17 protein-coding genes and 2 pseudogenes are annotated in these 15,340 nt (G+C 36.8%); 1 reads left to right on the plus strand and 18 read right to left on the minus strand.

Annotated features, from left to right (window positions below; translation table 11 throughout):
• The first annotated feature begins 22 nt into the window (after positions 1 to 22).
• A complete protein-coding gene (locus MKY10_RS12250; protein ID WP_153952143.1) occupies positions 23 to 1,177 on the plus strand; it encodes a xylose repressor in 1,155 nt (384 codons plus the stop codon).
• A gap of 136 nt (positions 1,178 to 1,313) precedes the next feature.
• Here the strand turns inward: MKY10_RS12250 and xynB are convergent, their stop codons facing one another.
• From xynB to MKY10_RS12340, 18 genes and pseudogenes are all read right to left on the minus strand, one after another.
• The gene (gene xynB / locus MKY10_RS12255) at positions 1,314 to 2,915 is read right to left on the minus strand and encodes a xylan 1,4-beta-xylosidase (RefSeq protein ID WP_015252024.1); all 1,602 of its coding nucleotides are present in this window, start codon (positions 2,913 to 2,915) and stop codon (positions 1,314 to 1,316) included.
• A gap of 30 nt (positions 2,916 to 2,945) precedes the next feature.
• Positions 2,946 to 4,337 (minus strand): MFS transporter, encoded by a 1,392-nt coding sequence (locus tag MKY10_RS12260; RefSeq protein WP_015252025.1) that lies wholly within the window; start codon positions 4,335 to 4,337, stop codon positions 2,946 to 2,948.
• Between the two features lie 857 nt (positions 4,338 to 5,194).
• Positions 5,195 to 5,665: a hypothetical protein gene (locus MKY10_RS12265; protein ID WP_015252026.1), complete on the minus strand. Its 471-nt coding sequence runs from the start codon at positions 5,663 to 5,665 to the stop codon at positions 5,195 to 5,197.
• Positions 5,666 to 5,794: 129 nt separating this feature from the next.
• Positions 5,795 to 5,959: a hypothetical protein gene (locus MKY10_RS12270; RefSeq protein ID WP_003231681.1), complete on the minus strand. Its 165-nt coding sequence runs from the start codon at positions 5,957 to 5,959 to the stop codon at positions 5,795 to 5,797.
• A 268-nt stretch (positions 5,960 to 6,227) separates the two neighbouring features.
• On the minus strand, positions 6,228 to 6,866 hold the full coding sequence (locus tag MKY10_RS12275; RefSeq protein ID WP_015252028.1) for a DUF3885 domain-containing protein: 639 nt from the start codon (positions 6,864 to 6,866) through the stop codon (positions 6,228 to 6,230).
• Positions 6,863 to 7,093, minus strand: coding sequence for a helix-turn-helix transcriptional regulator (locus tag MKY10_RS12280; protein WP_015252029.1), 231 nt, complete (start codon positions 7,091 to 7,093; stop codon positions 6,863 to 6,865). Before MKY10_RS12280 ends, MKY10_RS12275 begins: the two co-directional genes overlap by 4 nt.
• 75 nt (positions 7,094 to 7,168) lie before the next feature.
• Positions 7,169 to 7,333, minus strand: a complete 165-nt coding sequence (locus tag MKY10_RS12285; RefSeq protein ID WP_017697686.1) for a hypothetical protein — start codon at positions 7,331 to 7,333, stop codon at positions 7,169 to 7,171.
• Between the two features lie 337 nt (positions 7,334 to 7,670).
• Positions 7,671 to 7,937 carry a UPF0715 family protein gene (locus tag MKY10_RS12290; protein WP_310503461.1) on the minus strand — a complete coding sequence of 89 codons (267 nt, stop codon included), beginning with the start codon at positions 7,935 to 7,937 and terminating at the stop codon, positions 7,671 to 7,673.
• Positions 7,938 to 8,120: 183 nt separating this feature from the next.
• Entirely contained in the window at positions 8,121 to 9,023 is a 903-nt protein-coding gene (locus tag MKY10_RS12295; protein ID WP_015252031.1) for a CPBP family intramembrane glutamic endopeptidase, read from the minus strand.
• 78 nt (positions 9,024 to 9,101) lie between these two features.
• Positions 9,102 to 9,638, minus strand: a complete 537-nt coding sequence (locus MKY10_RS12300; RefSeq protein WP_015252032.1) for a GNAT family protein — start codon at positions 9,636 to 9,638, stop codon at positions 9,102 to 9,104.
• Between the two features lie 43 nt (positions 9,639 to 9,681).
• A pseudogene (locus tag MKY10_RS12305) lies at positions 9,682 to 9,891 on the minus strand (hypothetical protein); the annotation flags it as partial.
• Positions 9,892 to 9,960: 69 nt separating this feature from the next.
• Positions 9,961 to 10,395, minus strand: coding sequence for an SMI1/KNR4 family protein (locus MKY10_RS12310; protein WP_080348088.1), 435 nt, complete (start codon positions 10,393 to 10,395; stop codon positions 9,961 to 9,963).
• Positions 10,396 to 10,561: 166 nt separating this feature from the next.
• Entirely contained in the window at positions 10,562 to 10,816 is a 255-nt protein-coding gene (locus MKY10_RS12315; protein ID WP_015252034.1) for a hypothetical protein, read from the minus strand.
• A gap of 130 nt (positions 10,817 to 10,946) precedes the next feature.
• Positions 10,947 to 11,291, minus strand: a pseudogene (locus MKY10_RS12320) (hypothetical protein).
• A 246-nt stretch (positions 11,292 to 11,537) separates the two neighbouring features.
• Entirely contained in the window at positions 11,538 to 11,828 is a 291-nt protein-coding gene (locus tag MKY10_RS12325) for a hypothetical protein (protein ID WP_015252036.1), read from the minus strand.
• Positions 11,829 to 12,154: 326 nt separating this feature from the next.
• Positions 12,155 to 13,489 carry a type I glutamate--ammonia ligase gene (gene glnA / locus MKY10_RS12330; RefSeq protein ID WP_015252037.1) on the minus strand — a complete coding sequence of 445 codons (1,335 nt, stop codon included), beginning with the start codon at positions 13,487 to 13,489 and terminating at the stop codon, positions 12,155 to 12,157.
• 58 nt (positions 13,490 to 13,547) lie between these two features.
• Positions 13,548 to 13,955, minus strand: coding sequence for a transcriptional repressor GlnR (glnR, locus tag MKY10_RS12335; protein ID WP_014476884.1), 408 nt, complete (start codon positions 13,953 to 13,955; stop codon positions 13,548 to 13,550).
• 110 nt (positions 13,956 to 14,065) lie between these two features.
• Positions 14,066 to 15,331: an aminotransferase class I/II-fold pyridoxal phosphate-dependent enzyme gene (locus MKY10_RS12340; RefSeq protein WP_003245218.1), complete on the minus strand. Its 1,266-nt coding sequence runs from the start codon at positions 15,329 to 15,331 to the stop codon at positions 14,066 to 14,068.
• Positions 15,332 to 15,340 lie beyond the last annotated feature (9 nt).

Raw genomic sequence — 15,340 nt, forward strand, 5'->3', positions numbered from 1 at the left:
TTAAACAAATGGAGTGGATGAAGTGGATATCGCTGATCAAACCTTTGTCAAAAAAGTAAATCAAAAGTTATTATTAAAAGAAATTCTTAAAAATTCACCTATTTCAAGAGCAAAATTATCTGAAATGACTGGATTAAATAAATCAACTGTTTCATCACAGGTAAACACGTTAATGAAAGAAAATCTGGTATTTGAAATAGGTCAAGGACAATCAAGTGGCGGAAGAAGACCTGTCATGCTTGTTTTTAATAAAAAGGCAGGATACTCCGTTGGAATAGATGTTGGTGTGGATTATATCAATGGCATTTTAACAGACCTTGAAGGAACGATCGTTCTTGATCAATACCGCCATTTGGAATCCAATTCTCCAGAAATAACGCAAGACATTTTGATTGATATGATTCATCACTTTATTACGCATATGCCCCAATCTCCGTACGGGCTTATTGGTATAGGTATTTGCGTGCCTGGACTCATTGATAAAGATCAAAAAATTGTTTTCACTCCGAACTCCAACTGGAGAGATATTGACTTAAAATCTTCGATACAAGAGAAGTACAATGTGCCTGTTTTTATTGAAAATGAGGCAAATGCTGGCGCATATGGAGAGAAAGTATTTGGAGCTGCAAAAAATCACGATAACATTATTTACGTAAGTATCAGCACAGGGATAGGGATCGGTGTTATTATCAACAATCATTTATATAGAGGAGTAAGCGGCTTCTCTGGAGAAATGGGACATATGACAATAGACTTTAATGGTCCTAAATGCAGTTGCGGAAACCGAGGCTGCTGGGAATTGTATGCTTCAGAGAAGGCTTTATTAAAATCTCTTCAGACTAAAGCGAAAAAACTGTCCTATCAAGATATCATAGACCTCGCCCATCTGAATGATATCGGAACCTTAAACGCATTACAGAATTTTGGATTCTATTTAGGAATAGGCCTTACCAATATTTTGAATACTTTCAACCCACAGGCCGTAATTTTAAGAAATAGCATAATTGAATCGCATCCTATGGTTTTAAATTCAATGAGAAGTGAAGTGTCGTCAAGGGTTTATTCCCAATTAGGCAATAGCTATGAATTATTGCCATCTTCCTTAGGACAGAATGCGCCGGCATTAGGAATGTCCTCCATTGTGATTGATCATTTTCTGGACATGGTTACAATGTAATTTTTATGGAATGTACAGCTCATCTTTAAAGATGAGCTTTTTTATTCTAGGGGTATTTCTGAAGCAATAGTGACATAGGCACCTTCTCATATGAAAAAGGAGTTCTAAAATAGAAATCTCCTTTTTCATGTGCAAATTATTTTTCTTTATAACGAAAATATCTAAAGTCGGCCGGAATATGATTACCACTGGTATCTTGGCATTGCATCCCTACAAAGGCCCCTGTGAAGAATCCTCCCCCACGGATGTAATCATCTGATAATTTTTTCGATTCCAGTGCTATGTCAATTTTGTGCCAATCTTCTTTGTTAAAAGAATAGAAATAATAATATTTGTCTTTTTCAATATTTACTCTTAAATATACATACTTTACTTCACGAGGAATAACAATTTTATTATTTAATGGCTGTGAAAAAGAAAAGTTGTCACATATTGTTAATTCAAGAATGCGGCCAAGTTCTTCATCATGCGTGACTTGAAGAGCCGTCCAGTTTTCTGTATTGTAGTAATTCACCAATCCAGCGGCTTGTTGAAAATTTTCCGGATAAAACTCAACAGCAGTTTCGGCTTCAAAATGGAGACTTTGCCAGCGTCTGGCTACAAATGCCTGAGTAAATGTCGAGGTCAATGATTCATGACCGAATAATCGTAAATGATTTGGCGCTTGAGTCAATGAACCTAATTCATTCGTGAATGGAATCCTTAAAGTTTGAAAATTTATATTTAATGTTGAATCCTCAAATTCATCAACTTCCGGGTACGTTGCTTCAAATATTGTTTCGGGTATAGAAGGTGCATCTACCTCCAAGCTTCCTTCTTTTCCACCTACTACATAGGGCCATTCATCTTTCCAGTAAAGTTTTTGAATAGCTGTTTCTCTGCCCAAAGGACAGTATCCTCTCTGCTGAAAAATTGAATCATCGTCAGGATGAATAGGACGTCCCGTTAAATGAGCTAAATACCACTCATCTGTATGTGTTTGAACAATGGATGCATGACCACATTTTTGCAATGGATTTCCTGGGTCATGCCATGACGTTAAGATTGGATTATCGGGATGAACTTCATATGGCCCCTCAATATTTGCAGAACGGGCAATTGTAGCAGCATGTTCGTACCGTGTTCCTCCTTCTGCAGTTAATAAATAATAATAGTTCCCGATATGATAAAGGTGCGGAGCTTCTGTCAGTTTTCTATCCGTTCCTTCAAATATAACTTTTGGTTTACCGATTAATTTTTGCTCTTTATCAGAATATTCCTGTATAACAATTCCTCCAAATGAGTGCCGATCAATACGGTGATCCCATAACATATTTAATAAATACTTTTTTCCATCCGTATCATGGAACAAAGAAGCATCAAATCCCGAGCTATTTAATGTAATCGGCTCACTCCAATCACCATTAATCGTTTCACAAGTAACTAAATAATTGTGACAATCTTTCCATGCGCCATCTACTACCTTAACATCCGTATAGATCAGCCAAAACTTCCCATCACTATAGCTTAAACATGGTGCCCAAACCCCACCTGAATTTGGATTTCCTTTCATGTCTAATTGTGAAACTCTCTGTAATGGATGTGCAACTAAGTGCCAATTTACTAAATCTTTTGAGTGGTGTATCTGGACTCCCGGAAACCACTCAAATGTAGATACAGCGATATAATAATCCTCTCCTACCCTACAAATACTTGGATCGGGATTGAATCCTTTAAGTACTGGATTGGTAATCTTCATTTGGGACTCCTCCTCAGTTTATTTTCTTTTTTAAGCTTTGAAATCATCAATATGATCCAAATAAACTTTGTCTCTATTCTCTAATTCTCGAACCATGTTTTTATATTTTTTCTCATCTAAGTTATAGAAATTAATATCAATTAAAGCTAGAACAAGCAAGAACACGGGAATAATGGTTGTTGTAATTAAAATCCCCGTTAATGCCGCCGGGGTTTGTGCCTGATTTGCCACATATCCAAACTTATCAAGAACCAGACCCGGAACAACTCCTCCTAAGGCCATACCAAACTTAAAGAAAAATCCGATTATAGCGTAAATGAGCCCACCCATTCTTTTTCCAGTCCTGTACTCTCCATATTCTATTGTTTCAGGAATAAGCGCCCACATATATCCCCCGGCAGTGAGACTTCCAGCAGCAGCGATTAATCGACAGAAAAGTATGAGGTTAACATTACTTGGCGGAACAAACAGTAAAGCTAAGAGGCCGATAATATTCAGTAATAATGCATAGTTTAGTAATTTCTTTTTCCCCAAAAATTGATGAAGCCTTGGAATAAACGGTAAAATGACCAAAGCGGGCAAACTTCCTATCAAACCGTACCACTTCACCAAATCCTCTCTTTCTACGTTATACGTTACGTAATAAATGCCAACCGAATTACTGATGGAATTCACTCCAAAAATAATAATAAAGAAAATACTTAATACAACAAGTGGACGATTAACACGAAACTGCTCAAATATATCCGTAAATTTAATTTTTTCTTCGGATTTTTGAAGAGTGACCCGCTCTTTTGTGCTTTTAAAACAAAAGATTAAAAGGCACCCGCCTATCATTCCCAAAATACCCATGGTTAGTTGCCAGCCAAGAGACTCGTTGCCGGAAGTATCGCTTAAATAAGCAGCCAGTAAGGGAACAAAAAATGCAACGACAAGTCCCCCAAGATTCGCAAATAACATGCGAACAGAAGTTATACTAACAACTTCTTGATTATTTCTAGTCATTGCAGAAGTTAACGCGCCATATGGAACGTTTATCGTTGTGTATGTAAGCGACAAGCCAACATAGGTTATATAGGCATATACTAATTTCCCCATATCCGAAAAGTCTGGTGTTGTAAAACAGAGTATTGCCAGTATGACAAATGGAAAAGCTCCGAATAAAAGATACGGTCTAAAGCGTCCAAATCTGCTGTTCGTTCTGTCAACTATTGTTCCGATAAAAGGATCAGCGAGAGCGTCGATTATTCTAACCACTAAAAACATAGTACCGGCTGCTGCTGCCGATAAACCAAAAACATCTGTATAGAAGAACAAAAGATACGTAGACACTGTTGCATAAATTAAATTACAAGCAAAATCTCCAGACGCATATCCAACTTTTTCAACCATGCTAATCTTCTTTACATTTTCACTGAGCATGATTTCTCCCCTTTTCGATCCTTTAATATGGAACAGTGTGAAACGGTATAACAATTTCTCGAATTTACGGTCAGTAAACTTTTATAAAAGCGCTTTCAAAACAGTGCAAAAAAATATGGTGATCAGCAAGCAGAAAATTCATCTTTTTTCGTCATACCTTATATACCTGGAAAAGGATAAAAGCCTCATTCTTTCGTTTCTTATATTGTTTAGCTCCATTAAATCGACCCTCTTATCCCCCTTCCATCCATATTTAGTAAGACCTTATCTTGTGGACAATGAAAGTTCATCTTATTAGTTTGTTGATCGAACAAACTAACTTGATTTAATATTATAAAATCCTTTCAACTTTTTCAACATCTTTTTCAGAAAGTTTAAACAGAATGAATTAAATATTGATTTTTGAATGTTTCGTTATATTCAGTGTTTCAAATATTTGCGAATGTCATGTATCATTTAACAACGATCAGTCCGAAAACAGATTCTTGTGTAACCACATGACAAAGATGATCTATGCGAAATAAGGAATTGGTTAGTGGTAAGCTGCATTAACAGTTTGATAAAGGTGATAACAGGATGTATGGAGACTGTTATCGTAGATTTATGCTGATGGCAAACTTGGTCATGAGTAGAAAGAAAAGGAATGGCCAGAGTAGTTTATGTTATAAGTCCAACCCTACATACTTATATCAATACAGGAATAAATAAGAAGCAAAAATAGAGAAGCTTTCAACAGGAGTAGAAATGGCTATTTGACTGTCTGAGGATTAAAGACTGTGTTAAACACTATGATTTATCCAAACTTATTTTAATCTTAAAAATTTAATTGAGGGTGAAAACAAAAGAGAATACAGAAATTAATTCTGTATTAATTTATTCAATATGTTAATTTTACTTTGGTCTTTATGATTCTTCTTCCTTCTTCTATAGCCATCTAATAAAGACTTTTTATAAATCTTGAGGTAATCATCAATCGTTAGCAAATGATATTTCGCTCCGCCATCTTCAAAAACCTCTAGGTTATTATAGTCTACATCTGCAAATGGTTTTAAATCCTCAATATAAGCAATGCCTATTTTTGTATTAGTTTTCTTAAATTCATGCTCATGTAAATCAACCATTTTGTATCCATGCAGTTCCATCACTTTTTTTAGTTTTTCCCACTTTTCCTCTAAAAAAATTAAAGGAATAAGGAGATCAATATCTTCTGGAGAAAAGTCTAACCCAGTTACCTTTTCAAGACCTAAAGAGCCATATAATAATGGAATGATGTCTAGCTCTTTATTAAAAATTTTAGCTATATTGATAAATTCATTATACAATTTCATTTTCCATCCCCGATATTTGGTAATTAATTATTTAAGATTCAACTGCCTCTTGAATTTTCATAAGTCCTTCAATACTAATACCTCAAAGGGTTATTTTTTCAATAATCCTGAAAGTCATCTGTACAATATCTAAAAAGCCTTAAATACTGAATTAAAGAAAAACATCAATATGATAATGGCTAGCACAACAACAATTTCAAAAGTATGTGAACTGCCATCTTCTTTTTCTCGTTCTTTCTTCTCCCTCATTTGCTCCCTATACTTTCTTTGTATTTCATCCTTTTTTTTATCCATCTTACTCGACCCCTTTCATCATAAAGTAAAGTCAAGCAATTCTGAAATTTCCCATCCCTTTCTGTTGACACTTAATTTAATCCAATCCTCATCATCAGCATATGGTTTTTTGAAATGGACAACTAATTGAATCATTCATTTCTCAGCCCGACCTTTAGAATCCTTCCCTAATTACGTAAAACCATTTTAGCTGTTGTCCCATGGCTTGTCGAACTGAACTAGAGCCATATAAAACTTAGATTTTTTCAGTTTCTATTAAAAAAGAGTATTACATGTACTTATACTCTTCTACCCAGTCGTGATATTTTTCATAAAGTGGACGTATTCGTTTGAAATCAAGAGCTATGACTTCACATCCACGATCATCATAGATAAAGAAAATAATGTCTTTTGTAATGTTCACAAAGAAAACATCAGGGTAATCAATAGAGTAACCTCCGAATTTCGGTTTTAATGGAAAATCCTCGTTACTGGCTGCTTTAAGTAATTCAGTTACACGTAAGTCTCGAGGTTTGCATAACAAGGAAAATTGTTGCATCTCGTATTCTTCAGCTTTATTGATTTCGAAAGGGTAGGGATATGTCTTCACCAGAATTTGATTCAAATGATTTTTACACTTTAGAAACGGTTGATAGACCTTTAATTTTCTTATACATTTCTCTTTCTTGTGCTTATACATATTCGTTACGAGGAATATGTCATCATTTTGTTCAAATAATTCATTAAAAAGGATTGTTATTTGCTCATATACAACTTGGAACCTCTTAAGATTCAATTCTTCATTTTCTTTGAGTTGATAGCTATTTTTCCCAAGACAAAAATGGATTCCTATGCCCCATTGATTATAGATGCTAGGAATGAATTCGAGGTTTTGAAACCTTTCCTCCATATACTCCATTATCTTCATTTAGACATTCTCACTTTAGGAATATGATCTTTTTGGAATATCAACAACTCATGCAGTTCGATGTTTTGATAGGGACAGACTTTATCAAACAGCTCTCTCGGATACCGCTCCATTTCGTCATTATATAGCTTTCTGACAGTTGGATACTCATGATCAATATCTCTGGAAAGTTTCCGGATACTGATCTTTCTTTGGTCTATAATCGTTTTTAACTTTGATTTAATCATATTCTCACCTTTTAGTTATTTTTGATCAATTAAAATGATCATTAAGTTTATAATGGATCCTTGACCTCGCTGAATTTAATAATCCCGCTCTTCATGTTCAAATCCATAAATACCTTTTATCCACACATCGCCGCAGCCTGAACTTTTTGTTATTTCCAACTGATCACCTTCTACTCGATCTGCTGCACTGTAGTCCAAATAACTTCCTGGAATTCTTTCTCGCTCCTTGAAAATATCCATCAGTTAGAGCTATTCTGCTAAGTTTCATATTTAGAGTACAGTCTTTATTATTGTGTATTGTGAATTTATAACCAAGTGCGGTCAAAATTCCGGTCGAAATTATCTGCCATGAAGACAATTGTTGATTCCTCGCTCAAAACAAAGTCTACATTTGTTTAATCCACCGTTAGCTTTGCTTCAGCATTCGGAAGAGTAAAACTTGAGACTAAGCCTAAGCAAACCAAAGTTAAACGATTAACCCTTTTCATCCCTCTCTCCCTTACCTATTTATGGCATAATCCGGTAAATAAAAGGGCTTTTTGACCGTGCATAAGGAAAAGGATTGTGATGATTTAAGCTACGCTGCTACCCTCCCAATGTTTTGCAGAAAAACCGAGTCCCAGATCCAAAATATTACGGCAAATGAGACGCTAAACAAGTATATTTCATATCCCATCAGAAAGTTTAAGGTGTTTTTTGGATCAGTAATGAAAGCGAAGAATAACCATACTAAGAAGGAAAAGAATATGTATATGAGTAAATATTTCGCGTTAAACCTTTTTGGATTGCGATTTAAGAAATATTGAACAGGTGCAGCAAAGATTAAACACTTATTAGGAAGTATGGTATGTAGCCGTCATAACCAATGCCAAAAACATAAACAACAGCAGCTGATAACGCGGACAAGACATGAACAAATATGATCCTTAAAACTTGCATGTTTATAACCTCTTTCTAAATGAATGCTTCTTCAACATTGTCTAGATCCTCCTTAAAATCACTTTAAAACTACTGTTCTACTCAGAAATTAAACATCTTGGTCGCATTTCTCATTCTTCCGCCATTGAATAGTATTTCGGCGAGTTATCGCAACAGGTATTAATAGTAGAGTACCGACAATAAGCAACATAAAAAAGATCACAAACAGCGCACCTGTTCCCGGAACAATTTCTTCATAGGTAATAAAGCGCTCCTTCCCCTGCAGGACGAAGAACCGAGAATTTTCAAGAAAGGCTAGATGAAAAGCGATAGACGTCCATAAGCTTCCTGTTACAATACGCAGGAGTTGAAGGATGCATCCAAAAGTCAACAATAAAACGATGTAATCTAATGTGATAGCAGGTGATTCAATTCCAGCTATATATTGCAAAACACTTACAATTATTGGTGCAAGCACAAACAGGATTGGTTGTAGGAGTAAGGCCATAAAACAGTTCCAACGCTTATTTAGAGCATAGTACACCGTCCCACGAAAAGTTAATTCCTCTGGAAAAGCTTCATAAAAGAATGCGATAATCATATTTAGGAGCAATGCTGTCACTAAATGGACAGAGAAGTGAAATTGTGTAACTTTGATCCAGCCTAATAAATGGGCGATAGCGAAACCAGACCCGGATAATACAATCACATATATTGCTCCTATTATGGCTTTCGGAATGGCTTGCCGCCACCCAGACAGTCCTATAGAATAAAAGGGTCTACTAGACATCCGTTTAAGAAGAATGTAGAGCAACGGGACAGTTATTAATGTGACTAAACCTGCTTGGATGCCTTGCTTCAAAAGCTTGGAAGCTCCTGCTTGGCTAGCCATTGAACCGACTAAAGTAGCAAAAAACAAAGCAAATACGAATGTTCCCCAACTGAGCAAGACAGTTCCTAACCATTTATGATGATTGTCTTGTTTTCCGCTTTTGGTGAGATGAATTTGCATTTGGATACCCCTCTCACATCATTCATATTAAGCACTATAAGCCCTACTATCACTATACGTTCTATAGCTGTTATGGTTTCAAATTCCTGCATTACCCCTCTTACAATTCCACTCTTCCTCTAAAATAGCGTAATAATATTCATCCCACCATTCATTGCCTTTCGGAATACATTTTTTAAAAAATCCTTCTCTTCTCATTCCGATCTTCTCCATAACTCGGTATGAAGGAATATTCTCAGGTTGACACGTAGCTATAATCCTATGTAAGTTCATTTCTTTAAATCCATATTCCAAGATAGCTTGGGCTGCCTCAGAAGCATACCCTTTATTTTGATAATTGGGATTAAACACCCACCCAATTTCGTATGTATGTTCACCAAAATACTTATAAAAGATAATATGGCCTATAAGAAAGTCTTCATCTCTTAGTATGACAGGGAATTTTTCAGCGTTATCACCTTTGTTTTTATTTACAAATGCCTTTGCATCTTCTTCAGTAAAAACCCCTTCAGGTATATACTTCATTACATTACTATCAGATGTATACTCATATACTGCTTGCCAATCTTTGAATTCAAATTCACGTATCAATAACCTTTTTGTTGTTATGTGCATTAAAGTAACTAACTCCCCTCAAATATACTTAATCTTTATTTCAATATGAAGACAACAATAACTTCTTTAAATGACTATCCTTATTAACAATATTGCCTCTTGCTAGAAACCGGTTATAACAATAATCTGATAAAATAATGCTATCCGGATTAGTTCCGTATTTTTCTTGAAGGGTTTTCTTTAATTCTTGAGGTGAAACCAACTCATTGATCTTATTTTTCAAAGCATCTTTAATTTGCTCGTAAATTGTCATTATACTTCCCTCAAATTGCAGATTCTTTGGTTGTTGAAATTAGTCATAATTTTTTCTTTTGCCGAAGTGTTATTCTGAAACCAGTTTATAATACTCTTGGAGATTCGGATTTACTTCCCAATATTTCGTTCCATTAGAAGACACTAGCATATCAAACCTTATCTCGAAATTAGAATTTAAGTTAATCGCATCTTCAATATCGTCAATTGAGTCTAGATATAACATATAACCTAATCCTTTTTTTGATTTGTTTGTGTCTATGACATACCTTCCATCAAAATGATATCCTATTAATAAGTATCCCTCTGGGAAATCTTGAACCTCATTATATTCAATGATTCCCTCTAAGCTAAGTATTTCAATGCCATCAAACATTTCCACCCCATTGTGTTGTAACAAAAACTCTTTATAGTCATTAGGGAAAGTAACACCTAATTCCTTTTCTAAGCCGCTAATTTCTTGAGGAGTTGCTGGATTTTTGAAATGAAAAGTAGCATCTTCCAAGACATAACCCCCATGATGAAACACAGGAAATGTACCATATTTAGTAACTGCTTTCTTAATACCATCTAGTGTCATGTGGACTAATTTTCCTTCTTCCATAAATGCTCCTCCTTAAATCATCCCATTAAATTTTCCCACACAGAAATTTAAAAGGGACATAAACTGTTTATAAAGAAACAATTTTATTCATAATTAAAGCAGCATTAGTGGTGAACAAAATGTAAGTATGATTTGCTGTTTTAATCACTACCCTATCCGTAGAGCCATAAGGAAACCCAATCCTTACTGCGCTTTTCTCCTCTCCCCCATAGTTTGGATCAAGAAATACATCATTGATTTCTTTGATTGGAATTTCAATTTTGGATAGCTGCCAATTGATAATTAAGTTTTCATTTGATTTTTCAACGTTGATTCCAAGCATAAAAACATTCCCCTTTTGACTATGAATTCAGTGAAACAAACACGCTTTAAAATTTAATAAATCCAAAAAGTAATACTTACGGGAAATATGACTATAAGCAAAAGAGCCCTTTCAGGCCCTTATTTTTCTTTTACCCTTGGTATGAATTTGTTACAAACTCTTTTGCTTTATTAGCAACAGCTTCCCAAGTGGCGGCAGCATGATCAAGATCCGCAGAAAGCTTATTGATATCCTCATTCTCAAACCCTTGGGCGAGTGAATAAAATTGATTTGCTATAGAATGCCAGATGCCTTCGATTTATCCTATAAACTCCTTAGACTTTTCTGCTTGAGCTATTAAATTAACCAAGTCTATATTGATACTGTGAAGCATCCCCAAAACTTTTACTTCTAATTCTGGAATCTGTATATAATCTTCATCGCTTGGACTTTGATTTTTCTGTTTCTTGAGTAATTGACTTAAAGCTTTCCACACAGTATTGTCCTCCTATGATAGCTTCTTTAGACGTGCCTCTATGAAAATGGTCATTTGGTGATCAGCTTCACGAAATGTCTCAGCAAATGTTTCAATTCCGGTATCCTAGAAACATGGCGTTCGATAATCATGCCCACGGAAGCCCCAGCTGTGTGGATCAGTTGCAAGCATAAGCATTCTGCGATTCATTACCGACCTTGTCAAAGGGATGTTAAATAAAAAAAGAACCTTAATTTTCCCATTGGCTTATTGGCTTACTTTTGAAAATTTATAAATTATTATTATATTGAACAGTGTTGGTATGATGTATACAAGACCAGTTCCAAGTAGACCTATTACTGAACTAGAAATTAATAAAATGCTGAAGATTGGTTTATTATTTGTTTGGATTGAAGCAAGCATGGTTATAATTCCCGCCAAAGTACCTAAAAACCATAAATTCCCCAAAGTGTAAGAGTCATCTATAACCGCAAACAGTTGAGCCAGTACAGAAAAAACCGCTCCTAATCCCCCGGAGAAGATAGTCAATTTTTTCATGAGAAATCTCCTTTTTGAAAATTGATTTAGATTTCAACGTAATTATGGATTCATTTGGTTATGATGTCAATGATAAACATCTACCTTACTCATCTTATTATTGCTGGTAGAAGTATTGAACAATGGAATTATCACAGAATTTGTCGAATTATTTATGCGTATTGCTTTCCTTAAGCATAAAATTATTTTCCTACTTGAAAATTTAGTACATTGTCTTATTAGTGACATAATTAAAAGTGACCTGCTTTTAGCAGTGCCGCTCCATAATTTATTACCTATTAACATAAAAAATCCCTTGACACCTTTAGTGCCAAGGGATTGAAAGATTAATACTGAGACATATACTGTTCGCGTTCCCAAGGATGTACTTGCGTGCGGAACATATCCCATTCGATTTCTTTTGCTTCGATGAAGTGTTCGAATAGGTGCTCGCCCAGCGCTTTGACCATGACTTCGTTTGATTTGAATTCTTCTAGCGCTTCCGCAAGTGTTGCTGGAAGGTCAACGATTCCGTTTTCCATGCGCTCTTCTTTGCTCATCACATAGATGTTGCGGTCGATTGGAGCCGGCGCTTCCAGTTTGTTTTTGATTCCGTCTAATCCTGCAGCAAGCAATACGCTAAGTGCAAGGTATGGGTTTGCAGCTGGGTCTACGCTGCGTACTTCAACACGTGTGCTGATGCCGCGAGAAGCCGGGATACGGATAAGCGGGCTTCTGTTTTGCGCGCTCCATGCTACATAACAAGGTGCTTCATAGCCAGGAACAAGACGTTTGTAAGAGTTTACTGTCGGGTTTGTTACTGCTGTAAAGCTTGTTGCGTGCTTCACGATACCTGCGATGAAGTGTTTCGCTGTTTCACTTAACTGAAGATCTGCGCTTTCATCAAAGAATGCGTTAACACCATTTTTGAAGAGTGATAGATTGCAGTGCATACCAGAACCGTTCACGCCGAACAATGGTTTTGGCATAAATGTCGCATGCAGGCCGTGTTTGCGGGCAATTGTTTTGACAACTAGTTTAAATGTTTGGATGTCATCACAAGAGCGGACTGCTCCAGCATATTTAAAGTCAATTTCGTGCTGACCAGGTGCTACCTCATGGTGAGATGCTTCGATTTCAAAGCCCATCTCTTCAAGCTCAAGCACGATATCGCGGCGGCAGTTTTCTCCTAAATCCGTTGGAGCTAAGTCGAAATATCCGCCTTTGTCGTTTAGTTCAAGCGTTGGCTCGCCTTTTTCGTCCAATTTGAATAAGAAGAATTCAGGCTCAGGTCCAAGGTTGAAATCACTGAAGCCGAGGTCTTCCATTTCTTTCAGAATCCGTTTTAAGTTGTTTCGCGGGTCACCTTCGAAAGGTGTGCCATCCGGATTGTAAATATCACAGATGAAACGTGCTACTTTACCTTTTTCAGCTGTCCATGGGAAGATAACAAATGTATTTAGATCTGGATACAGGTACATGTCTGACTCTTCGATACGAACGAATCCCTCAATAGAAGAACCGTCAAACATGACTTTATTATCAAGCGCTTTTCCAAGCTGGCTTACAGGAATCTCAACATTCTTGATTGTTCCAAGAATGTCAGTAAATTGAAGGCGGATATACTTCACGTTTTCTTCTTTTACTAATTTTTCGATATCTTCTCTAGTGTACTTTGCCATTTGGTAAAATTCCTCCTCTTAAAAGGTAAATGTATATAGCAAAACAGTTGCTAACGGATTAATGAAAGAAGCGGGACATGTCGCCTTGACGGAATGTATTCCCTCTTTGAAAACGGCCGGCTTGCATGAGCTCGTTTTTCAGGAGCTGTCTCAGTTCGTCATCGGACAGATCATGTTTCATTGGTTTTTTCGTCTTCTCGCTTTGTTTTTGCTCTGGCTCAGCTTCGGCTTTCGCCAGAATCTGTTTAATTCCTGCCATGTTTACACCTTGTTCTATCAGGTGCTTGATTTCTAACAGTTTATCTACATCATGAAATGAAAATAATCGTCTATTCCCTTCACTTCTGGCTGGAAATATCAGTCCATTTTCCTCATAATATCGAATTTGTCTTGCTGATAACTCAGTTAACTGCATGACAATTCCTATTGGAAATAAAGGCATTGAGCGGCGAATATTATCACTCATCTCAATTTCCTCCTTTTCTTAACTTAGTTTCATTATAGGTGATGTTATATTTTGTGTCAATACGATGTAAGGATTCTTAACATCAAAATACAGAGAAATTTTTAAAAAATTTAAATTAATTGCTTTTGCATCAATGAATCCACTGCACTGCATATGGCATTCTTCACATGCGAATAGGTTAATCCTCCCTGAACATACGCTACATACGGCGGGCGGATAGGGCCATCAGCTGATAATTCGATGCTTGCTCCTTGAATAAACGTCCCTGCTGCCATAATGACATCATCCTCGTATCCAGGCATGTAGGCTGGATAAGGCGTCACATGAGCATTGATTGGCGATGCAAATTGAATAGCCTGGCAAAAAGCAATCATCTTTTCTCTGTCAGAAAACTCAACGGATTGTATTAAATCCGTTCTTTTCGCATCCCATTTCGGGTTTGAAGTGAAGCCGAGTTTTTCAAGGAATCTCGCTGTAAACACCGCTCCCTTTAGACTTTGAGACACAACGTGAGGCGCCAAAAAGAAGCCTTGGTACATTTCTTGGAGCGAGTAAAGAGATGCCCCCGCTTCTCTGCCGATACCGGGTGACGTCATACGGTATGAGCAAGCTTCAATCCATTTCGCTTTTCCGACGAGGTAGCCGCCTGTTTTCGCAAGGCCGCCGCCGGGATTTTTAATGAGAGATCCCGCCATCAGATCGGCTCCGACATGGCAAGGCTCAAGCTCTTCCACAAATTCTCCGTAACAGTTGTCCACAAAGACGATCAGGTTTTCATTGATTTCTTTTACAAAACGGATCATTTCTTTTATTTCACTAATTAAGAAAGAAGGGCGATTCGCATATCCTTTTGAGCGCTGAATGCCGATTACTTTTGTCTTCGGATTGATCGCAGCGGCGACTGCATCATAGTCTATCTTTCCGTCTTTCGTCAGATCAACCGCATTATAGCCGATTTGAAAATCCTTTAACGAACCAGCGTTTTCTCCACCCCTGACGCCCACAATTTCCTCGAGTGTATCATACGGCTTGCCCGTGATATAAAGGAGCTCGTCCCCCGGTCTGAGGACACCAAACAAAGCAATCGAGATGGCATGTGTGCCTGAAATGATTTGCGGTCTTACAAGCCCCGCTTCTCCGCCAAACACATCCGCATATATGCTTTCAAGCGTGTCTCTTCCGATATCATCATAGCCGTATCCAGTAGACGGCGTGAAATGAGTGTCGCTTACTTTGTGTTTTCTATAGCTTTGAAGCACTCTCCACTCATTTCGCTCGCTGATTTCTTCTATTTGTTTATGAATGCCGGCAATGTCCGCTTCCACTTCCATTGCCGTTTTCTTCAATAATTCTCCGTGTGTTAATGTGTCAAACATGTCTTTATA

The sequence above is a fragment of the Bacillus sp. FSL P4-0290 genome, assembly GCF_037975435.1.
GTDB classification, from domain to species: domain Bacteria; phylum Bacillota; class Bacilli; order Bacillales; family Bacillaceae; genus Bacillus; species Bacillus subtilis.